At 68.1% G+C, this 21,682-nt stretch carries 19 protein-coding genes, 1 tRNA gene and 1 rRNA gene; 11 read left to right on the top strand and 10 right to left on the bottom strand.

Features of this window, described 5'->3' with window-relative positions; genetic code table 11:
• The 3 genes from ACESK5_RS13935 to ACESK5_RS13925 form a co-directional block, all read left to right on the top strand.
• Window positions 1–1,393: glycoside hydrolase family 15 protein (locus ACESK5_RS13935; RefSeq protein WP_372912186.1), on the top strand; the 1,393-nt coding region annotated here is incomplete at its 5' end.
• A 551-nt stretch (window positions 1,394–1,944) separates the two neighbouring features.
• Window positions 1,945–2,154, top strand: a complete 210-nt coding sequence (locus ACESK5_RS13930; protein WP_372912185.1) for a hypothetical protein — start codon at window positions 1,945–1,947, stop codon at window positions 2,152–2,154.
• 87 nt (window positions 2,155–2,241) lie between these two features.
• A complete protein-coding gene (locus tag ACESK5_RS13925; RefSeq protein ID WP_372912184.1) occupies window positions 2,242–2,715 on the top strand; it encodes an SRPBCC family protein in 474 nt (157 codons plus the stop codon).
• Here the strand turns inward: ACESK5_RS13925 and ACESK5_RS13920 are convergent, their stop codons facing one another.
• A complete protein-coding gene (locus tag ACESK5_RS13920; protein ID WP_372912183.1) occupies window positions 2,716–3,351 on the bottom strand; it encodes a class I SAM-dependent methyltransferase in 636 nt (211 codons plus the stop codon).
• 216 nt (window positions 3,352–3,567) lie between these two features.
• Between ACESK5_RS13920 and ACESK5_RS13915 the strand changes: the two genes are divergently transcribed.
• A complete protein-coding gene (locus ACESK5_RS13915; protein ID WP_372912182.1) occupies window positions 3,568–4,005 on the top strand; it encodes a VOC family protein in 438 nt (145 codons plus the stop codon).
• 14 nt (window positions 4,006–4,019) lie between these two features.
• On the opposite strand, the gene ACESK5_RS13910 is transcribed toward ACESK5_RS13915, so the two are convergent.
• The 4 genes from ACESK5_RS13910 to ACESK5_RS13895 form a co-directional block, all read right to left on the bottom strand.
• Window positions 4,020–4,940: a DMT family transporter gene (locus ACESK5_RS13910; RefSeq protein ID WP_372912181.1), complete on the bottom strand. Its 921-nt coding sequence runs from the start codon at window positions 4,938–4,940 to the stop codon at window positions 4,020–4,022.
• Between the two features lie 31 nt (window positions 4,941–4,971).
• Window positions 4,972–5,778 carry a class I SAM-dependent methyltransferase gene (locus tag ACESK5_RS13905; RefSeq protein WP_372912180.1) on the bottom strand — a complete coding sequence of 269 codons (807 nt, stop codon included), beginning with the start codon at window positions 5,776–5,778 and terminating at the stop codon, window positions 4,972–4,974.
• 57 nt (window positions 5,779–5,835) lie between these two features.
• A complete protein-coding gene (locus ACESK5_RS13900; protein ID WP_372912179.1) occupies window positions 5,836–6,252 on the bottom strand; it encodes an acyl-CoA thioesterase in 417 nt (138 codons plus the stop codon).
• Window positions 6,253–6,467: 215 nt separating this feature from the next.
• Window positions 6,468–6,689: a hypothetical protein gene (locus ACESK5_RS13895; RefSeq protein ID WP_372912178.1), complete on the bottom strand. Its 222-nt coding sequence runs from the start codon at window positions 6,687–6,689 to the stop codon at window positions 6,468–6,470.
• A 343-nt stretch (window positions 6,690–7,032) separates the two neighbouring features.
• On the opposite strand from ACESK5_RS13895, the gene ACESK5_RS13890 reads away from it, so the two are divergent.
• On the top strand, window positions 7,033–7,392 hold the full coding sequence (locus ACESK5_RS13890; protein WP_372912187.1) for a 2Fe-2S iron-sulfur cluster-binding protein: 360 nt from the start codon (window positions 7,033–7,035) through the stop codon (window positions 7,390–7,392).
• Between the two features lie 99 nt (window positions 7,393–7,491).
• Complete coding sequence (locus ACESK5_RS13885; RefSeq protein ID WP_372912177.1) at window positions 7,492–7,866, top strand: hypothetical protein; 375 nt, start codon at window positions 7,492–7,494, stop codon at window positions 7,864–7,866.
• Window positions 7,867–8,134: 268 nt separating this feature from the next.
• On the opposite strand, the gene ACESK5_RS13880 is transcribed toward ACESK5_RS13885, so the two are convergent.
• Window positions 8,135–8,208: transfer RNA gene (locus tag ACESK5_RS13880), tRNA-Tyr, on the bottom strand.
• Window positions 8,209–8,310: 102 nt separating this feature from the next.
• Here ACESK5_RS13880 and ACESK5_RS13875 point away from each other — a divergent pair.
• Window positions 8,311–9,114, top strand: coding sequence for a trans-aconitate 2-methyltransferase (locus ACESK5_RS13875; RefSeq protein ID WP_372912176.1), 804 nt, complete (start codon window positions 8,311–8,313; stop codon window positions 9,112–9,114).
• A gap of 123 nt (window positions 9,115–9,237) precedes the next feature.
• Here the strand turns inward: ACESK5_RS13875 and ACESK5_RS13870 are convergent, their stop codons facing one another.
• A complete protein-coding gene (locus ACESK5_RS13870) occupies window positions 9,238–11,487 on the bottom strand; it encodes an N-6 DNA methylase (protein ID WP_372912175.1) in 2,250 nt (749 codons plus the stop codon).
• A 261-nt stretch (window positions 11,488–11,748) separates the two neighbouring features.
• Between ACESK5_RS13870 and ACESK5_RS13865 the strand changes: the two genes are divergently transcribed.
• Window positions 11,749–13,545: a hypothetical protein gene (locus tag ACESK5_RS13865; protein ID WP_372912174.1), complete on the top strand. Its 1,797-nt coding sequence runs from the start codon at window positions 11,749–11,751 to the stop codon at window positions 13,543–13,545.
• A gap of 84 nt (window positions 13,546–13,629) precedes the next feature.
• Here the strand turns inward: ACESK5_RS13865 and ACESK5_RS13860 are convergent, their stop codons facing one another.
• Window positions 13,630–15,561 carry a DEAD/DEAH box helicase gene (locus ACESK5_RS13860; protein WP_372912173.1) on the bottom strand — a complete coding sequence of 644 codons (1,932 nt, stop codon included), beginning with the start codon at window positions 15,559–15,561 and terminating at the stop codon, window positions 13,630–13,632.
• 94 nt (window positions 15,562–15,655) lie between these two features.
• Here ACESK5_RS13860 and ACESK5_RS13855 point away from each other — a divergent pair, with 94 nt between their 5' ends.
• Window positions 15,656–16,543, top strand: coding sequence for a hypothetical protein (locus ACESK5_RS13855; RefSeq protein WP_372912172.1), 888 nt, complete (start codon window positions 15,656–15,658; stop codon window positions 16,541–16,543).
• A gap of 1,302 nt (window positions 16,544–17,845) precedes the next feature.
• A complete protein-coding gene (locus tag ACESK5_RS13850; protein WP_372912171.1) occupies window positions 17,846–19,051 on the top strand; it encodes a Cdc6/Cdc18 family protein in 1,206 nt (401 codons plus the stop codon).
• Window positions 19,052–19,123: 72 nt separating this feature from the next.
• Here the strand turns inward: ACESK5_RS13850 and ACESK5_RS13845 are convergent, their stop codons facing one another.
• On the bottom strand, window positions 19,124–19,912 hold the full coding sequence (locus ACESK5_RS13845) for a helix-turn-helix transcriptional regulator (RefSeq protein WP_372912170.1): 789 nt from the start codon (window positions 19,910–19,912) through the stop codon (window positions 19,124–19,126).
• A gap of 97 nt (window positions 19,913–20,009) precedes the next feature.
• Window positions 20,010–20,570, bottom strand: coding sequence for a TATA-box-binding protein (locus tag ACESK5_RS13840; protein WP_372912169.1), 561 nt, complete (start codon window positions 20,568–20,570; stop codon window positions 20,010–20,012).
• A gap of 809 nt (window positions 20,571–21,379) precedes the next feature.
• Between ACESK5_RS13840 and ACESK5_RS13835 the strand changes: the two genes are divergently transcribed.
• A 16S ribosomal RNA gene (locus ACESK5_RS13835) occupies window positions 21,380–21,682 on the top strand; the annotation flags it as partial.

Below are 21,682 nucleotides of genomic sequence, written 5' to 3'. Positions count from 1 at the left end.
CTACAACTTCACCTGGTCGCGCGACCTCTACCAGGTGTTCACCGTGTTCGAGGCCGTCGGCGACATCGAGACGGCCATCGACAACCTGTCGTACATCTACAACTACCAGCAGGACGACCGCGGCTTCATCCCGCAGAACACCTACCTCAACGGTCGGACGCGGTGGGGCGGAGAGCAGATGGACAACATCTCTTTCCCGCAGGTGATGGCGTACATGCTCGCGGAGAACGGCGTCACGTTCGACGACGTCGACTACTCCTACCAGAACGTCAAACGGTCGGCCGACTACGTGGCCCGCAACGGGCCGCCGACCGCCCAGGAGCGCTGGGAGGAGGAAGCCGGCTACTCACCCTCGTCCATCGCCGCAGAGATCGCGGGACTGGCGTGTGGTGCGGCCGTCGCGCTCGACGAGGGCCACACCGAGGACGCGCTCATCTGGCTGGCGCTCGCCGACGACTGGACCGAGAACGTCGAGTCGTGGACCGCGACGGAGACCGGCACCGAGCGCCACACCAACACGCCGTACTACGTGCGCATCACCCGGGACGGCGACCCCGAAGCGGGTCACCTCCGGACGCTGGCGAACAACGGCCCGACGCTCGACGAGCGCGAAATCATCGACGGTGGCTTCCTCGAACTCACCAGGCTGGGCATCAAGCCGTGGGACGACGAGGTCGTCACCAACACCGTCGCGGAAGTCGACTCGACAATCCGCGTCGACACGCCGCACGGTCCGGCGTTCTACCGGTACAACGGCGACGGCTACGGCGAGCGCGAACGCGGCGAGGAGGGGGCGCCGTGGTCCGTCGAAGCCAAGGGGAAGGGACGGCTCTGGCCCATCTTCACCGGCGAGCGTGGCGAGTACGAACTCCTCAACGAGGCGCGCGAGGAGGAGGCACTCGACCCGCAGAATCTCCTCGAGACGATGCAGCGGTTCGCCAACTCCGGCCGGATGATCGCCGAGCAGGTCTGGGACCGCGAGTACTCGACGGCGTACAACTGGGAGTTCGGCGAGGGGACCGGCGCGGCGACGCCGCTGGCGTGGTCGATGGCCCAGTACGTCCGCCTCGCACACAGCATCGACGTCGGCGAACCGGTCGAGATGCCCCAGTTCGTCCGCGAGCGCTACCTCGACACCGACCTGCCCGCCGGCCCGGAACTGCGCGTCAACACGCGGTTCGAGGGCGACAGCCTCGTCATCTCCGGCACCACCGACGGCGTCGTCGTCTCGGTGAAGACGCCGAGCGAGACCCGCCTCGTCGAACCCGACGCGGACGGCGAGTTCTCGGCCAAACTGGGGATCGAGTACGGTGAGAACCAGGTGACGGTCGCCAGCGCCACCGACGAGGACCTCACCGTCGCCGGCACGACGGTCACCCGGTTCACGCTCTGAGACGGTCCTCACCACCCTTCGACGACGGCCACGACTCCCTCGTCGACGGGGCTCGAGTGTCGGATTCCGAGTTTCGAGTTCCGGATTCCGAGTTTAGAGACGCCGAACACAGTTCTGAACGCTCGACGACGGACGACGTCACGACCGGACACGACCGGACATCGAAAGCCGAACGTGTCCGTGTGACGGGTGGTACCACGCCTGAAACAGGTTTTTTCCGGTGGATTTAGACCAGTAGCACAGGTGGTACCACCGATGTGTACCACTCCGTCGGAGCCACGACCACCGTGACCCTCCTGTTCGACTGGCGACCGCCCTCCACTCGCCGGGAGTGCCCGCGGTGTGCGACGGTTCGGCCGCCGCTCCCCGAAGAGACACTCCCGTCGACTCCGTCCGACGCCGACCGACGAGTACGCGCGTGGCCGTCTCTCCGGCTGGTCCTTCGTCGGCAGGTGTGCCGGCCACGTCCTCGGCGCGCTTCGGCCCTCCCCGACGTTCGCCGCCGGTCGGTCGGTGCGACGCGAACCACGCCGCTCGCAGACACCGCCCCGATGGTCCAACACATCGTTCCACCACACACCCCGCTCGAATCGAACGCAGACCGACGCGACGCCGTCAGGCGCCGCGCGACTCCGGCCCTGGTCTCGGCTGTCATCGTCGCCGCCGCGCTCGCGGCCGTCGTCCTCTGGACGTATCCGGTGGTGGCCACGCTCGCCGTCTCGACGTTCTGTGTGGGCGTCGGCCTCGGCCGTCGGCTGTGACCGCCTGACTCCGCCCCGCGCGACTCGACGGCCGCGTCCGACTGCCCGGACCGGTGCCCCTTTGCCTTCGACCCCCTACTCGACGGTATGGCGAGATACCAGCGGCGGACGCGCGTCGCCGCACCGCTCGAAGACGTGTGGACGTTCCACTCTCGCATCGAGGGGCTGGAGGCGCTCACGCCCGGGTGGATGAACCTCCGGGTCGAGGCCGTCCGTGGCCCCGACGGCGAGGAAGACCCGGCGGTCCTCGACGTCGGGACGCAGATACGGCTCTCCACGCGACCGTTCGGCGTCGGTCCCCGCCAGTCGTTCGTCTCTCGCATCGTCGAACGCGAGGAGGGCGAAGGGACGGCACGCTTCGTCGACGACATGGTCGACGGGCCGTTCAGCGAGTGGCGACACACCCACCGCTTCTTCGCCGACGGCGACGAGACTGTCGTCGAGGACGACGTCGAGTACGCCTTCCCCCTCGGCGACGAGGTCCTCGGGCCGCTGTCGGTCGTCGGCTTCGAGCCCATGTTCCGCTACCGTCACCGGAAGACGCGCGAACTCCTCGAGTAGCTAGTCACCGAGGCGGGCGCGGACGAACAGCGCCGTGCTCCCGAGCGGGTCGTCGACGTGCCGCTCCCACTCGACGGTGAAGCCGGCGGCCTCTAGCTGTGACTTCGTCACCTCGGCACCGGGCGTGCTCCAGAACATCGCGTGGCCGCTGCCGAGCCAGTCCCGCCGGACCGACTCGGACCGCCCCTTCCCGACGGTGGTGAGCACGTACCCGCCGGGCCGGAGGACGCGTGCGAACTCGGCGTACACCGTCGGGTGCTCGCCGCGCGGGACGTGGAACACGCTGTGGTACGCGGTCACCGCGTCGACTGTCCTATCGGCGACAGGGAGCTGCGTCATGTCCGCCTGGACCAGGTGGGCAGCCGGGACCGCCTCGCGGGCGAGCGCGAGCTGGACGCGCGAGACGTCGAGGCCGACGACGTCCAGGGAGGCGTCCGCGTCGAGCAGCGTCTCGATGGTCCGCCGGCCGTCGCCACAGCCGACGTCGAGCACCCGGGCCCCCGCTGGGAGGTCGGCCGCGAGTTCGTCGAGCAGGGCGGTGTCGGGACCGTCGGCGCGTCGGGCGGCGGCGTAGTCGTCGGCGACGGCGTCCCACGCCCGTCGGACCTGGTCCCGCCGGGTGCGGTCGTCTGTCATGGGGACCGTAGGCACCTGTCCCGGGTGAACGTTCCGGCCGGATGGGTGCCCGTCCCACGGCGCTGGCGTGTCGGGAGCGCGTCGGTGGCCGCCTCGGTCGGGAGGACTCCTGGCGGTCGAGGCGGGCCTCGTCCACACCAGGGGGTCGGGTCCACCGGAGCGTCGGGGTCCACCGCGGCGACACGATTTTTTCGTGGACGCCCGAACAGTCACGCTATGTCTCCGGACCACAGTGACGCGACGGTGGATCTCTCGGTCGTCGACCTCGACCACGTGGCGCTCCGCGTCGCCGACCTCGGCCGCGCGCTCGACTTCTACCACGGCCTGCTCGGCCTCCCCGTGCGGGACCGTGAGCGGTACGACCGCGACGAGGTCCCGTACGTGGCCGTCGCCGCCGGCGGGCGACACCTCCACCTCGTCCCCGACGAGGAGTTCGCGGGGAGCGACGTCGGCGGCGAACACGTCTGTCTGCTCCTGCGGTCGAACGAGGTCGGCTCGCGGGAGGAACTCGAGGGGCTGCTGGACGACCTTCGAGCGGCCGGCGTCACGGTCGAACCCGACGAACCGAAGAAGCGCTACGGAGCGTACGGACGCGCCTGGGCCGCGTACGTCCGCGACCCCGACGGCCGGCGCGTCGAACTCAAGGTCCACTGACCTCGTTCTCGGCGTCAGCCACCGGGTGGGCTGTCCGCAGGGTCGCCGGTGGTCGTGACCGCGATGCCGAGGAGGACGACAGCGCCGCCCACGACAGTCGGGAGGCTCGGTACCTCGCCGGGGAGCAAGAGGACCGCGAGGAGCGTCGACCCGATGGGTTCACCGAGGAGCGAGACGCTCACGACGGAGGAGTCGACGTGGGCGAGGACCCAGTTGATGACCGTGTGGCCGAACAGTCCCGGGCCGACGGCCATCGCGGCGAACAGCAGCCACTCGCGTGGTGGGTAGCCGACGAGCGCGTGCCCCTCCCACACTGCGAGTGCGAGCAGGGTGACCGCACAGGCGGTGTAGACGATGGTCACGTAGGGGACGAGCGAGACGCGCTGGCGGATGGACCGACCGGCGAGGACGTATCCGGCGGCCGCGACGGCTCCGAGAACCGCGAGCGCGTTCCCGTACAGCGGGCGCTGGCCCGTCAGCGCGACGCCGGAGAGGAGGTCCCCGAGCGACATCGCGACCATCCCGGCCACGGCGACGACGATGCCTGCGGCCCGACGGCGGGTGACGCGTTCGTCCAGGAGCGCCCACGCGCCGACGGCGACGAACAACGGCTGTGACTGGACCAGCGTCACCGACGCCGCGACGGAGGTCCACACCAGGCTCTCGAACCACGCCGCGAAGTGGACTGCGAGCGCGACGCCGGTGACGCCGGCGACGAGCGCGTCCGCGGGACGGAGTCGCCCGAAGTCCGCCCGGTACCGGGTGAGCGCCCACGGCAGGAGGAGGCCGACGGTGAAGACGACCCGGTAGAGGGCCTTCACCGCGGAGGGTGCGGTCGACCACCGGACGAGGATCGCGCTCGTCGAGACGGCGACGACGGCGACGGCGAGCGCGACGAGCGGTGGGGTCCGGCGTTCGAGCGCGGCGAAACTCACGTCGGAGGCCACGACGGCGGCTGGTTTACGTCTACCGTTCGCCCGCGCGTCCGGGGTCGCCACCGGTCGGCGACGCGCGCTTCCGGAGTCTGAACAGGCGCTTCGGGACGACGAACGACTCGACCCCGTCCGGGCCGGACACGACGGCGAACCGCTCGTGGAGCGGGGCGTCGGCTTCGGTGAACCGGCGACGGAGTTCCCGCCGGTCGCGTTCGCTCACGTCCGTCCGGTCACACCAGGCCCGGAAGTCGAGTCGGCGCGTCACCGTCGTTTCCTCCTCGACAGTGAACCCCGCGGCCCCGAAGCGACGGCGCCACTCGGCCGGGGTGTCGAGGCCGACGTGACTCGGGTCCCGGAGGCGCTCGACCCCGTCGACGAACCGCGCGAAGTGCGGGTTCGCGGGGGCGACGTTGTCCTCGAAGGCGAGCGTCCCACCGGGGGTGAGGACCCGCGCCGCCTCCTCGACGAAGCTCTCCGGGGCCGGGAAGTGGTGGGCGGCGATGCGGCAGGTCACGGCGTCGAACGCTGCAGCCGCGAAGGGGAGACGTTCCGCGTCGGCGACACAGGCCTCGACGCCGTACGCGTCGACGGCCGCTTCGACCATCGCCGGCGCGGCGTCCACGGCGACGACGGACGCCACGCCCGCACGGTTCAGGGCCCCCGCCGTGTGTCCAGCGCCCGTCGCGACGTCGAGTGCGCGGTCGGCGCCGGCACACCACGCCGCGAGCATCTCGAGGTCCTCGCCCCGTCTGTGGGTGTCGCTGTCGCGGTAGTCCGTCGCCGCCCGGCCGAATCGGGCGGCCGTGTCGCGTTTCTCCGCGTCGGTATCGTCACTCACAGCCGTCGTTCGTCGTGTGACGTGAGAAGCGTTGTCCCGGGGGTCGTGGACGAGGCGTCAGGCGTCGTCGGCACGGGTGCGGGCGGCAGCGACCTGGTCGCGCCACTCCGTCGGGACCTCGATGGGTTCGCCCGCCTCGTCGACGGCGACCTGAACGGTCTCGGCAGTCGCGACGACGTCGTCGCCGTACCGGAGTTCGTACCCCATCGTGAAACTCGTCCGACCGAAGCCGGTGATGCCGACGGCGATGGTGACGTCGCCGACGTCGGGGATGGCCTTGCGGTAGTCGAGTTCCATCCGGGCGACGACGAAGCTGATGTCGTGGACGCCGAGGTCGAACACGTCGCGGAAGTAGTCGACGCGGGCCTCCTCGCAGAGCGTCGCGTAGACGGCGTTGTTGACGTGGCCGAACGTGTCGAGGTCGGAGTAGCGCACCTCGACGGCGCTCTCGTAGTGGAGGTCGGGGTGGTCCATATCTCGACCTTTCGGGGGACGTCGAAAACGGCGTCGTTCTCGGCAGGACTCGGTGGCCCCGACGACGACCGGCCGGGAGACGGCACAGCGGGGACGACGAACTAGCACAGCGGGGACGACGAACTAGCACAGCGGGAACGACGAATCAGCGCAGCGGGGACGACGTGACAGGTCTCCCGGTCCGTCGAGCGTGTCCGCTCGGGCGGCGTCGGTGGCTACGGTTCGACCCGTGACTCTCTCGGTTCGGGCGCTCCCGGCAGGTCCGTCACGCGCCAGACGTTCGACCGGCTTCCGACCCGGGTCATCCGAACCGGGAGCGTCGTCCCGGCGGGGAGGGCGCCGAGGACCTGCCGGACGCGCTCGGAGTCGTACTCGACGAGGTGTCGCGTCTCGTTCGTCTCCCCGAGTTCGACGGTCACCGTGCTGTGCTCGTTCATCGGCTTTCTGATCGTCGCCGATACCGTGACCGGAGTCGTCGCCGCGCGCGGTACCATATCTCACCCTTCGAGAGCCACCCGCTTAACTGGTCGTATTTCTGGTATATACTGGTACTTTCCGACACACACCCGACAGAACCGGAGTATTCATGGTCGGCACGTTCAATGCCCGCGGGTCACTGGTTCCGCGTGTGAACTCTCGAACGACGGACAGGACGGACCAGACGCGTCGGCGCCACGGCGTCGCCACGACGTGACCCGCACCGACGACCAGGCGGACGGACCCCCTGCTACCAGCGACGAACGGGGTAGCACTCGCGCAGACGACGCCGGTTCCGACGGACTGGACGCGAGCGCGGACGCGGTGGACGCCGACACGGAACGGGTGTCCGTTACCGTCCGACACGCCGGAGGGGAGACGGTCGTCGAGGCTCGGCCCGGACGGACGCTCCGCGACGTGCTGCTCGAACACGGGCTCTCGCCCTACACGCGACTGACCGACCGGGTCAACTGCGGTGGCCGGGGGCTGTGTGCCACCTGTGGGGTACGGCTGCGGACGGGACCGGGACCCGAGCACTGGCACGACAGACTCGCCGACCGGTTCGGCTACCCGCGGCTGTCGTGCCAAATCGAAGTACGAGAGGGGATGGTCGTCGAACTCGACGAGGAGAAGGTCGTGTGGGGGGCTCGGGAGTCGGAGTGACGCGGACGGCCCGCGACGTCGGTGCTCGGTGGGACCGGTCGGCGTAGTTACCCGTTGTATACGCGAGGGATTTTTGCCGCTCCGACGTTCCCCTCTGCTATGTCGAACATCGGTGATGCGATTCGGAGTCTCGAGGGGTTCACTCCCCGGATCGTCGCCCAGTTGCGGAGTTTCGACTACGACCTCGAGTTCGTGCGGGACGACGTCGCCGACCGCTACTCCGTCGAGGACTTCGACGAGGCGTACCAGCTGATCATGGCGAACCAGATTACCGGGGACGACTTCAGAGAACTCATCGGGCGCGGCGCGTACAACGCCCAGACGCTGTTCTTCGACGACATCATCGTGTTCCTCTTCTCTTCGAACCGCTACGAGGCCATGTTCGCGTCGTTCGACTACGAGGAGGACTTCCCGGTGACCACGCTGGTCAGCCGGGTGTCGGAGTGTCGCGAGGAGACCGAGGGCGACGGCTGAGGAGGCGAGACAGTCGATACGGGTCGAGAGCTTGTGGAGGTGGGCGAGTCGAGACGTCCTTCGCACTCGTCGCCGTTCGCTACGCTCACGGGAGCGGGGGCAAGCCGAAGCCTCTCGGAGTTGAACTGGTGAGAAAGTCCGCTCTCCCCGATTTGAACTCGCCGAGACGGTCCTGCTCGCTCACTTCGTTCGCTGCGCGGGCTGCGACATCGTCTGCTCAAATCGCTTCGAGGAGACTTTTGACTGCTCACGTCGTTCGCAGCAAAAGTCCGCTCTCCCCGATTTGAACGGGGGGCAAGCCGATCTACAGTCGGCTGCTCTACCAGGCTGAGCTAAGAGCGGTCATCGTATCGTAGTCGTCCCTCGAAATTTAAACGTTCTCATTCACACCCCGAGTGTCACGTCGACCCACGACGCTTACCTCCCCCTCGGCGTAGGTGGCGTATGACCGACCGCGAGGACGAGGTGTCGCCGGACGGGTGGGACGCCGCCGACTACGACGACCAGTGCGCGTTCGTCTACGAGTACGGCGAGCGCGTCACCGAACTGCTCGACGTCGACGCGGGGACGACGGTCCTCGACGTCGGCTGTGGGACGGGTCAGCTCTCCCGGCGACTGGTCGACCGCGGCGCGAGCGTCGTCGGCGTCGACAGCTCCCGCGAGATGATCTCCCGGGCGCGCGCCCGCCACGGCGACGTCGACGGCCTCCGGTTCGTCCACGGCGACGCCCGTCGCCTCGTCGACGCGGTGGGTGCCGACACGGCGTTCGACGCGGTGTTCTCCAACGCGGCGCTGCACTGGGTGCCGGGGCCGGACCACGACGCCGTCCTCGAAGGGGTGGCCCGTCTCCTGCGGCCCGGCGGGGCGTTCGTCGCCGAACTCGGCAGCCAGGGCAACGTTGGGAGCGTCGTCGAGGCGGTACGGTGTGAACTCACAGAACGCGGCTACGAGGCGGGCGACCCGTGGTACTTCCCGAGCGTCGGCGCGTACGCCCCGCGGCTCGAATCCCACGAACTGGAGGTCCGGGACGCCCGCCTGTTCGACCGGCCGACGACGCTCGACCGGGGCGAAGCGGGCCTCCGCGAGTGGCTCTCGATGTTCGGCGACGGGCTCTTTCCCACACTCTCGGACGACGAGTACGCGGCAGTCGTTTCGGCGGTCGAATCCCGTCTCGAAGACGACCACTTCCGGGAGGGAGCGTGGGTCGTCGACTATCGGCGACTGCGGTTCCGTGCCGTACGGGTCTGAATCGTCCGTCGGCCAGCCAGTGGGGCGGAGACGGTGCATCCGGGGCGACGGGCCACGGATACACTCCTGTTCTCATTACATTCCCGTTCACGAAACATCCCCGGTCACGTATCGGACCGCGCGCTACCGGTCGGCGAGGAAGCGGGCGACCGTCCGGTCGACCGCCCGCTGTACCTCCTCGAGTTCCGGGATGGTGAGCCGGTTGTACGCCCGCTTCGACCGGTCGACGTACGCCGGGACGACCTCGTGCGCTCGACGCGAGAGCGTCGCGAGTCGTTCCTGTCGCGGCGTCCCCTCCCATGTCGGGAGGTAGAGCGACGAGACGACGGTCTTCGAGAGGCTCGCCTTCCCGCCACCGGCGAGGTCACGGAGGCAGCGCTGGTACGGGCCCGCGTTCAACAGCGCACACAGGTAGTGAGCCTCGTCCGCGTCGTCGCAGGCGACGAACATGCAGTGGTCGCCGGGCACCATGGTCTTCCGGCCGAGTTCGGGGTCGTCGACGGTCGAGACCACCGCGAAGTGCGGTTTGAACCCCAGTCGACACCAGACCACCTTGTACGGGGCCCAGGTGTACGGTCCGAGGCCGAACAGCGAGTAGAAGGGGCCGCCGTCGAACCACGACGACCCCCGGTCTTCGAGGCGCTCGCGGTTCGACTCGAGATAGTCGTACGTCGCTGGCGCCTCCCGGGCGAGTTCGTCGGCGTTGGCCTCTCCGGCCTTTCGTTGCGGGACGAGGAACCGGTCGTGCCCGAACAACCCCCACTTGACGACGTGCTTCGAGCGGAGGTACGGGTAGACGTGGGTCGACTCGATACGCCCCAGCACGTCGTCGTCGACGCTGAAGACGGCCTTCGCGTCGTCTTTCAGTCCGTGTCGAACGCGGTAGTCGCACTCGCCGACCGCCGCGACCGACGCGTCGACGCGGCGCCAGGGACTCGCCGGGTCGTCGGCGTCCACGGGGATGAGTCCGGTCTCCGTCCGGGCAAGCGCCGACCGGAGCGCAGAGAGCGACGCGAACGCCGACGTCGCGTCCGTCCCTCTCGCGGCATCGTCACGTTCCTCCCAGACGGTCGTGGGGACCGCAGAGTCGTCCTCGAGTCCGGGCCCAGCGTCAGGGGCGTCCGCTCCCACCCGGAACACGTAGAGTGCAGCCGCGGCGTCGACGCCGTCGAACGGGTCCACGGCACCGAAGTCGTGGACGTGGTCGAGAGCGAGTGACCGCGGCCCGACGCGGCCGGAGCGGACGAGGCGGCCGGCGGGTCCCCTGAGGTGGTCGCGTTTGAGTACGAAGGTGGCGACGCCCCCGTCGCGGAGGTAGCGGTCGAGACAGGTCCAGACGAACGGGAGCGAGAGGTCGTCGTTCGCGTGACCCAGTCGGGCCGACGCGCCGCGGTGGTCGAACAGATCGAGTCGGTCGATGGGTCCGGCTCTGAGTCGCTCCTTCTGCGTCTCGGGGAGGCGTTCCCACGGAATCCACGGCGGGTTGCCGACGAGCACGCTCGTGCGGCCTTCGACCCCCGTCCTCGGTGCGTCGTCGGCGAGTCCGAGCGCGTCACCCAGGAAGACGGGTATCGAGAGTCGGTCGACGTCGGCGTCGGCCACGGCCGGGAGCAGCGCGAGGAGGTACGCGGTCCGGGCGGCAGCGACGGCGACCGGGTTGACGTCGATGCCGACGACGGTCGACGAGAGACGGTCGAGCGACGCGGCCGGCCCTGCCGAGTCGCCGTCGGTCGCCCGGCGCTTGCGGCGGAGGGTCGCGGTCAGAAACGCGCCCGCCCCGCACCCGGGGTCGACGACGACCCCGTCGCCGAACCCGTCGACCCGACTCGCCGCTTCCTCGACGCCGAGTTCGGCCAGTCCGGGGGGCGTGTAGTACTCGCCGAAGACGCGGCGGGACGAGGCCGGGACGGTCCGTTCGTACACGCGACGGAGGTCGTCCGCGTCGCACTCCAGCAGGGCGTCCGGGGAGGGGTCGGCGTCGACGAGCGACGCCCCGACGGCTTCGCGGGCGGGGGTCAGGTCGAGCGCGTCGGCCGGCGTTTCGACACGCACACCGAACGTCGTCTCGATTCGGTCCTGCAGTGCGTCGACGACGGCCGCGAACGTGAGCGTGTCGACGAAGAGCCGGTGAGCGGAGAGGGTGTCCGAGTCGGCGCCTCCCTCTCCCCCCGCGTCACTCGTGAGCGTCGCGACGGCACTCGCATCTCCCCGGTCGACACCCGGCGTCTCGAACACCGCACCGTGGTGGTCGCGGACGTACGCACGCCACGACTCGAAGGCGCGGCCGACGGCGGCGTCCGACTCCAGGAGTCGCCTGGCCACCCGGGACCGATAGTCGTCGGTCGCCGAGAGGTCGACGCCGGGAAGGGTCACGAGTAGAGGTGGACGACGAGCGGTAAAACCGTTCGCCAACGCGGCCCGAGTCGACACGGTCCGAGTCGATGCAGCCGTCACCCACCTCGACGTGTCGAGCGGACGAATTATTAACCGAGATAATTTGAGGGTCGAATTTATGCCGGTCTCCGTGAGTCGTTACCACGAATCAGGTTGTCTGACGGACGGCTGACGGCTCGCGGCCGAGACCCGTGCCGGCGACCCGTCCCCCCGGACACCCTCGGGAGACCATTCGAGACCATGACCGCACTCACCGACCCTGCCGACCACTCTGTCGCCGAACTGAAGGACGAACTCGACGCCGTCGAGGACGTGGAGACGCTCGAACGCCTCCTCGAAGCCGAACGGACGGGTGAAGAGCGCGTCACGGCTATCGACGCCATCTCGGGGCGACTCGACGAAGTCGCCACCGAGACGGACGAAGACGCGGCCGACGTCGCCGACCCCGACGGGAGCGACGCATCAGACGCGACGGACGGGGCAGACGTGACCGATGACGCGGCCGAGGAGGCAGAGACGGCCGCCGACGCCGAGCAGGCTTCCGACGCCGAGCCGACACCAGATGGCGAGACAGCCGACGACGTGGCCGACGGGGCGGCGTCCCCGGAGAACGGCGCCGCCGTCGTCGAGGAGGGGTGGAGCAAGGACACGGTCGTCGGCCTCGGCCGTCCGTCCAGCGAGGCGACGTCGGCCGCCGCGAACGGCGACGACGCCTCCGAGTCGCCGCGGGGCGACCGGCCCCCGGAGGACGCATCCAAAGCGGAGCGTGAACCGCGAGCGGAGCGCGGGGTCCGACCATCCGAGAACGGAAACGCCGCCGTCGACTTGCCGGACCGTCTCTCCAAGCGGGCCGAGGCGGCGTCGCTCTCGGCAACCGTCCCCGGCGCGGACGAGGACGTCGGCGAGCGACTCCTGGAGAACATCGAGCGGATCCGACACACGTTCGAGCACTCGACCAACGAGAGCGGGCGGATGGACGCACGAATCCGCCAGCTACAGACGGAAGTCGGTGACCTGAAGGCCTACACGAACGCACTCGAGGAGTTCCTCGACGAGGAGGGAACCGGGCGACAGGTCATCGAGTCCGTCCGGAGCGACGTCGCCTCCCTCGAGTCGACGCTCTCGGAGGTCCGGAGCGACGTCGGAATCCACGGCCGCAACCTCGGGAGCCTCTGGGACGTCGTCGACGACGTCGAAGCCGAACTCTCCCGACTCCACGAACTCCTCGACAGTCAGCGCCGTGAACTCGAGGACGTGGCGGACGACGTCGACGACGTCGAGCGGACGCTCCGAGAGGTCCGAGACGACACCGACGAGCGGTTCGAGAGCCAGGCCCGCCGCGTCGAGTCGCTCGACGGCCGACTCGGGGAACACGCCGAACGGTTCGAGCGCGTCGACGAGCGGGCCGGAGCACACGCCGGCCGTCTCGACTCGCTCGACGACCGGACGAACGAACACGGCGAGCGGCTCGACTCCCACGACGAGCGACTCGGAGAACACGGAGAACGGGTCGAACGACTCGACGAACGCGTCGACGGACACGACGGCAGGTTCGAGGACGTCGACGCGGCACTCTCCGACCACGACGACGCTCTCGCCGGTCACGAGGACTCCCTCGCCGGTCACGACGACACGCTCTCGGCCCACGGTGAGAGGCTCGGCGGACTGGACGAGGCCGTCGACGCCGTCGGGGCACGAGTCGACGTCGTCGAGACCCAGGTCGGTGACGTCGCGGCGGAGGTCGACGCGCTCGACGCGGAGGTCGACGCACGGCTGGCCGACGAGTCGGGGGCCCGCGCGGAACTGGCAGAGCGGGTCGAAGACAACGCCGCGGCCATCGAACAGGTGCGCGCGACGGTCGACGACCTCGCCGCCGCCGTCGAGTCGCTGGAGGAGCGACTGGGCGGTTCCGAGAGCGTCGACGGCCGGTTCGCGGCGGTCGAAGAGGAAATCGAAGAGCTTCACGAGTGGCGTGAACAGCTGAGTTCGGTGCTCCTGAGTTCCGCCGGCGGCGAGCCGAAGTCGGCCGATTCGTAAGTCGGGCGTCGGGGAGTCTCCTCCGGACGGCGTCGCCGGACCGCCGTCTCAGGAGTCTCAGGAGTCTCAGGAGTCTCAGGAGCTTCAGGAGACGTCGTTCTCGCGGACGAGCACCCCTTTTTCCGCCAGGTGACGGGTCTGTCGCTGCGCGAAGTCCTCTTCGGTCGTTCCCCGTGTCGCGAGGACGTACACGAGGGCGCTCCCCGCCGGCCGCATGGTCCGGCCGGCCCGCTGTGCCCCCTGTCGTCGTGACCCGCCGAGCCCCGAGGCGACGATGGCCAGTCCGGCGTTCGGCAGGTCGATTCCCTCGTCAGCGACGCGGGAGACGACCAGGGTTCGGACGTCTCCCTCGCGGAAGCGTTCGAACAGGCGTTCGCGCTCCCAGTGGGGTGTCTCGCCGCTGACGAACGGCACGTCGAGTGCCGCCGAGACGTCGCGCCCCTGGTCCAGCCAGTCGACGAACACCAGCGCCTTTGCGTCGTCGTGCTGGGCGAGCAGGTAGCGGACCTCGTCGATCTTCGCGGGGTTGGTTGCGGCGATGGTGTGCCGCTCCCGGCCGTCGGCCGAGGCGTACTCGTTCTTCGCCTCGTCGTCGCGCCAGGGGACGTACCTGATTTCCACCTCCGGTTCCTGGACGTAGCCCGCGTCGAACAGCTTCGTCCAGTCGGTGCCGATGGGCGGGCCGATGAGCGTGAATATCTCCTCCTCGTCGTCGGACTCTCGTACCGGTGTCGCCGAGAGGCCCAGCCGGTGTTTGGTCTGGAGGTCGGCGCTTCGGCGGTAGACGCGGGAGGGGATGTGGTGGACCTCGTCGTAGACGATGAGGCCCCACTTCCGGGAGTCGAACAGCGAGCGGTGCCGGTCCATCCCCGCCGTCTGATACGTGGCGATGGTCACGGGGCGTATCTCCTTCACGCCGCCGTGGTACTCGCCGATCTGCTCCTCGGAGAGGGAAGTGTGTGTCAGGAGTTCTTCCCGCCACTGGGCGGCGAGTTCGCGACCCGGGACGAGAATCAGCGTCTCGCCACCGACGGCCTCGAGGACGCCCATCGCCGCGACGGTCTTGCCGCTCCCCGGCGGGCCGACGAGGACGCCCGCCCGCTTCTCGACGAAGGCGTCGACCCACTCGCGCTGGTAGTCCCGGAGGTCGACGTGGAGGTCGACGTCCAGCGGGTCGCCGGTGTCCAGGTCGCGCTCGTCGACGACCGGGTAGCCAGCCTCCCAGAGGATGCGCTTGATGGCCGCCTCCGCGCCGTCTCGCACCCACGACTCCGTGTCGGAGATGGGCGCGTGGAGGTGCTCCTCGTCGAGTTTCTGCCGCGCGACGTTCCCCATCAGGTTCTCGGAGGCCGCCGAGAGGACGGTGTAGCCGTCCTCGTGCGTCGAGAGCGTGAACTGGTGCGCCCGCTTCCACTGGTCCGACACCCAGTCTTCGAGTGGACCGGACCGTCGCGGGAGGACCGAACGCATCAGCGCCAGCAGTTCCGAGAGCGAGTCGAACGGAGCGCTCCAGACGTCCTCGCGCCGGATGCGGTAGAGGTACCCTCTCGTACCGGAGTCGCGGTCCCCCGTCGTGTCGACGAGGTGAGCGAACTGTGCCATCCGTGCCCGGGTGTACTGCGTCGGCGCGTCGACGACGACTTCCCGACGCTGTGGGAACAGCACCACCCGTTCGCGCGTCGCGAGGTCACCCCACTGGCTCGGGAACCACACGACCGGGTCGCTCTCCACGTCGACAGAGCGGACCGACCCCTCACGTTCGAGCTGGGCGAGCGACTCTGCGACCGTCGCCTGCGAGCGGTCCGTCCGGCGGGCCACCTCCGCGGCGGTGACGACCGGCCGCCCCTCCCACTCGACTGCGCGGTAGAACTCCTCCAGAGAGAGCGGCGTCTCGTCGCTCTGCTCGTCGGGCGCGTCGCGGACGACGGCCTCGTCGGCACCGTCGGCGGCGTCGCGGACTGTCCCGTCGCTGGCCTCGTCGTTCCCGCGCGCACGCTCGCCCGACTCGTCTGTCATCACGTCCGGGTAGCGGGCCCGCGAAGAAACGAGTTGTGTCTCACGGCCCGGTGGCACGATAACGGTTTGACCGTCCAGTCCGTAGCTCTCGACGATGACCGACCGACTCCAGGCACTCGGCCAGGCGACGTGCGAGGCGCGCGGGTACGAGGTGACGACCCCCGGCAAGCCGTGGCTTCCGGCCTCCCTCGCCGAACCGACGACCGACGCCTCCCCGTTCGTCTCGCGCGCGACGAACGCTCGCGTCGCGGTCGAACCGCTCGGGAGCGACGAGGTGACGCCCACGACGCTCCTCTCGCGGCTCCGGAACAACGCCGGACGCGACCGCTTCTCGCTGTTCGTCGTCGGGAGCGAGGCGGACGCGCGCGTCGTCCACCGGGTGTTACACCGGCCACCACTGGTCGCCGCCGAGGACGACCACGGTCGGCGGACGTTCTACAACGGTCCGGACCGCATCCCCCTCGCCGAAGGAGGGTACGCGGCCACCCGAACCGACACGGCACCCGCCGACCTCGTCTGGCGCGAGAGCGGTGTTGGCGACGACCGCTCGCTCGTTCTCGTCGACTCCGGAGCGGCCGCGGGACGCGTGGAAGCTTCACAGGACACGGACGGGGAGCCTTCGTCGGGGGAAGCTGACACATCGGAGCAGACTGACACGGTCCTCGCGTGTTTCGACGACGTCGACGGCGTCGGCTGTCCGGAGTCCGAGTCGTTCCCCTACTCGTACTACCGCGACCCCGACGACAAGCGATTCCGCGTCCAGACGCGCGACGGGCGCAGCGTCGGTGTCTACGACGGTGTGGCGGACATGCGTTCGAACGCGTACGTCCCGATTCCGATGCCGCTCGTCCCCGAACACCTCTTCAGCGGCATCCCTTCGGTGCGCGACGAGTGGGCAGTCCTCCTCGTCGACGCTGACACGGACGACCCGGACGCCGCGTCGGCGACTCGCGTCGTCACCGCCGACTCGTTCGAGGAGTGAGAGGTCGGCGACCACTGGGTCGTCGCCCGTCCGACCCTCCTCTCTGCTGAACGCCCACGCCCCGTTTCCGGTGAACGCACACGGCTGTATCGACGCCTACGCACCACGTTTCCGGTGAACAGTGGTTGCCGCATCGGTGGTCGTCGCGTTTGGTAGAGAGACACCGTGTTTCCGGTGAACCGGGCGACAGGGCGCGGGAGCCGAGGGCGAAGAGGCTTCGAGAGCACACACCGAAGGCGTCGACACACCGCGTTTCCGGTGAAATAATCCGCAACTGTGACGCGACTGTTCCCAGTGAAGGAACCCACGACTGTGCGACGACTTCCACCCGCCGTCGGCGCGGTGTGTGCTCCCTCGGACACACCGGGTTTCCGGTGAACCGGGTGTGGTGGTGTCGGTATCGCTCCTGTAGTGTCTCCGGGTCGCTCCCGACAGCGTCTCGGGTTCTCCCCGTCCGTGTTCGCCCCCTGTGGTCCGATGCATCCGACCCTCCGTCCTGCCCGCTCGAGGGCCGGTTACGACGGTGTCCGGGTTCGACTGTGACACACCACGTTTCCGGTGAACGACATCGAACCACGTCCACCCTCTCGACCCCCGCACGCGTTACTCGTGCTGTGTCGTTCGTCGGGTGCAGCGGTCCGAAACAGTCCGGCGCGGCGCCGACTCGGAGGCGAACCGTTCGTGCAGAGAGAGGGGGTCTCCACGTCACTGTGACACACCTCGTTTCCGGTGAACTCGTCTCGCAGCGAGACTGGGTTCGAGTCGGTCCCCTCGTGGCCTGCCGTTCTCGGTGTCTGCACCCCGCTGACTCCTTCGTCTTCCCCGACTCCTTCGTCTTCTCCAACCTCTCCGGCGGGCGGACAGACGACGAACGGACTCCCGCTACCGACAGAACAGAAACTTTAAATCAGTTTGTTGTTTACTCTACCGCACCCCGTTCAGCATACGTTTTATCTGTCCGTTCAGGACAACGCTCCACGGGAACTGTCAGACGAACTCTCACCGCCGGCGAGTCGACTTGAGCGACTACTTCGCCGACAGCAGACGGCCGTCGGGGGATCACGCTGTCGGGTCGATTCCGGTCGAACCGTCGCTCCCGCGTCTCACTCGTAGTTCTACCCTTCGCTTCCCCACTCTTCTTCGCCGTTCCTCTCGGAGCGGACACCACGTTTCCGGTGAAGCAAAACCGCCGTTTCAGGTGCACCGCCCACCCGTCGACCCCCCGTTTCACCGGAAACGTGGTGTGCGTCTCTCGGCGCGTGAATCACAACGCATTTCACCGGAAACCCGGTGTGGCTGGGTATGCCCAACGCCGCCGACGACCTCTTCACGCGAGAGGACCCCATCTTCGCGAACAAGGAGCTCCTCGAGATCAGTCACCTCCCCGGGGAGGGCCGCATCGTCGGTCGGGACGACGAGATATCGAACCTCGCAGCGGCGGTCAACCCGGCCATCTTCGGGCAGAGTCCGAGCAACGTCCTCATCTACGGGAAGACGGGGACCGGCAAGTCGCTCTGTGCGAAGTACGTCTCCCAGCGACTCGTCGACACGGCGGGCGAGGAGTCGGTGACGGCGACGTTCGCCTACGTCGACTGCGCGCAGGACACTACCGAGACGCAGGCCGTCCAGACCATCGCCGAGGGGGTGAACCGGTCCGCCGAGACCGACATCCGCGTCCCGGACAAAGGGCTGTCCACTTCGACGTACTACAAGCGACTCTGGCGCATCCTCGACCAGCTGTACGACGTCGTTCTCATCATCCTCGACGAGATCGACAAGTTGAGCGACGACGACATCCTCATGCAGCTCTCGCGGGCGGGCGAGGCGGGTAAAATCACGCAGTGTAAACTCGGCGTCATCGGCATCTCGAACAAGATTCAGTACAAGGACCGGATGGACGAACGCGTCAAGTCCTCGCTGTGTGAACGAGAGTTCGTCTTCCCCCCGTACGACGCGAACCAGCTCCGGGCCATCATGGAGGCGCGGTCGGACGCGTTCCGCGACGGGGTGCTCGACCCCTCGACCGTCCCCCGTGCCGCCGCCCTGGCCGCACGCGAACACGGTGACGCGCGGAAGGCCATCGATATCCTCCGGTACGCGGGGGAGATTGCGCAGTCAACCGGGTCGACGACTGTCAAAGAGGAGTTCGTCACGCAGGCGCGCGAGCGTGCGGAGACGGACCGGTTCCGCGAACTCATCCGCGGGTCGACGCCGCACTCGCGGTACGTCCTCCAGGCGCTCGCGATGCTTTCGTTGTCCGCGCGGCACGAGGACGGGTTCCGGACGAGCCGCGTCTACGACGTCTACGAGAACATCTGCGCACAGCAGGGTTCGGACACGCTCTCGCTCCGGCGCGTCCGTGACCTGCTGAAGGAACACGCCTTCCTCGACATCATCGAGCAGTCGAAACACAGCGGTGGGAGCGCCGAGGGGAGCTACACCAAACACCAGCTCCTCGAGGACCCCGACGTGGTGAAAGAGGTGCTCTCCGAAGACGTCGAGTCGTGACCGACTCCCGGGTTCGACACCCGTCACGCCGTCCCGTCCGTCGGTCATCCACGACGGGTGCGGCCCGTCCTCTCACGTGAGTGAGAGGTCCTCCGGTTCGGCCCGCTGAGACCGTGACCGGAGGTCGTCGTAACAGCTCTGCGCCCACTCGAGGAACCGCTCGTCGTCACCGTCGACGCTCGCGACGACGTTCCCGAAGTCGTCGTAGGCGGCGACCCAGACGTGACCGTCGACGATGGTCAGGCCGTACTCGAGTTCCGTCGGCGCCACCCAGAGGGTGAACTGGTCGAGTTCGAACGCCAGTTCGAGTGCCTCCGGGAACCGTTCCTGTGACGTCTCGAGGACGGACTGGTCGACGACGAGTTCCATGTGGGTGTCCGGGCCGATGGCCTGCTCCGCAGCCTCGTTGAACACTCGACTGACGATGGGCGTCACTCCGTAGTAGGTCTCGACCGTCTCGTCGACGAGCGTGAGCCAGCGTTCGATCGGTGCGTGTGGACAGTCGGGAGTAGACGTCGTGACCGTCTGTGCGGCGAGGAGGTCGGTGTCGATGTGGTCACCGACGTCGCCCACGTTGCTGAGAAAGACGTCGAGGTTCTTCGCGTTCTCCACTGACCGTTCGAGCTGTTCGTACCGCTCCAGCACCATCTGCCCGGCAGTCGTGAGTCGGTACGAGCGGTTCCGCTTCTCCACCCAGCCGCGGTCGGTAAACCCCGCGAGGTTTCGCTGTGCCGTCTCACGCGCACACGAGGCCTCCTCGGCCAGACTGCTCGGGTTGCGTGGCCCCTCACGGAGTATCCGGAGCGTCTCGACACGACACTCCGACCCGACCAGGAACGCGATGTCTTCCCGGGCTGTCATCGCTCGCGACTCCCGGCAGCGGTCGTCTCACGCGGGTGGGCGGCCGCCTCCCTCACGGACGCCCCCGCGGACAACGTCTCTGGTACCCCCCGCGTGCTCATCCCAGTAGACCGAGTCCCTCGATACGGTCGACGATCTCTACGACTGCGGTCTCCGCGTCGCTCGTCTGTTTCCCACCCGTGATGACGATTTTGCCGCTCCCGAACAGGAGGATGACGACCTTCGGCTCGTCCATCCGGTAGACGAGACCGGGGAACTGCTCCGGTTCGTACTCGACGTCTTCGAGACCGAGGCCGATTGCGAGCGCGTTGAGGTTGAGGTTGTGGCCGAGGTCCGCACTCGAGACGATGTTCTGGACGGTGATCTCGGGGTCGTCCTCGACGGGAATCTGCAGGTCGCGGAGCTTCTGGAAGATGATGCCGAGCGCCTCGTGGACGTCGTCGATGCTCTTCGCCCCGGTGCACACGATCTTCCCCGACCGGAAGATGAGCGCGGCGGCCTTCGGGTTCTGCGTTCGGTAGACGAGGCCGGGGAAGTTGTCGGGGTTGAAGTCTGCGCCCGGGAGGTCCTCGGCGAGCGCTTCGAGGTCGAGTTCCTGGCCGATACCGGTCGATGCGACGACGTTCTGAATCTCGATTGAGTCTGCCGGTGTACTCATGTATCGTTTATGTCTCCTCTGTCCGCACTTATAAACGGCACCCTTATAAAAGGACTGCCCGTCTCGCTCGCGTTCCCCCTGTCATATTCCTGTCACGCGGAACCCTGGCGTGCCGATACGTACGTCGGTAGTAACATCAACGCACGCGCGGTGCGCGACGAGCGGAACCGAGACGGTGTGGGGGAGTAGTCGCCCAAGGACTCGGTGTCGCCGAGTAGCCAGACTCGTCAGTGGTACCACGTCCCGAATCTTCACGGACGTTCGTTCCGTCCACTTATGTCGGAGTGTCCCGTGAAACCGAGTGACGTAGCGGCGGTGCTTCGACGGCCTTTTATGTTCCCCCGGCGTTCGAGATAATGCGAAGGACGCACCCGGGTCACGCCGGGTGTGTCGGCATCCCCCCGGACTGCCACACACGCTTTCCCCCCACCTCGACCCCACAGCGAAACGGGTTCGATGGGGTTAAGTACGACAGGCCGTTTCGGTGTGATGCGAAGCGCACAACGCACCGCGACTGCGGGCCGTTCAACCCGGCCCGCGCTCGCCTCGGACTGCAACCAGAGAGCTTCGACGGGTTTATACCCCTCAGCCTCGTTGGTTCAGGTCCGAACCACTCGTGAGGATTCCCCCCCTGCGGTCCGCCGTAAGACGGAATCTGATGTTAGCCCTGGTAGTTCGGTGACACTCGGTCGGTCTCTCCGAGACCGCGCGTGTCACTGGACGGACCTTGCAATGCGAACGGTGATTCGTGCCCGCATGGGCACAAATCCCGCCACCCCCCTCTTCCGCCCCCAAACGGAAGAGGGACCATTCCGGTTGATCCTGCCGGAGGTCATTGCTATCGGGGTCCGATTTAGCCATGCTAGTTGTACGTCTAACGTAGCGAAAAGCTCCGTAACACGTGGCCAAACTACCCTGTGGAGGACCATAACCTCGGGAAACTGAGGCTAATAGTCCATACGACGCCCACGCTGGAATGCCGGGCGGCCGAAACGCTCCGGCGCCACAGGATGTGGCTGCGGCTGATTAGGTAGACGGTGGGGTAACGGCCCACCGTGCCGATAATCAGTACGGGTTGTGAGAGCAAGAGCCCGGAGACGGAATCTGAGACA

The organism is Salinigranum sp. (assembly GCF_041641895.1).
In the GTDB taxonomy this organism is placed as follows: domain Archaea; phylum Halobacteriota; class Halobacteria; order Halobacteriales; family Haloferacaceae; genus Salinigranum.
Note: the sequence above shows the minus strand (reverse complement) of the source record. Positions and strands in the feature narration are given on the sequence as shown.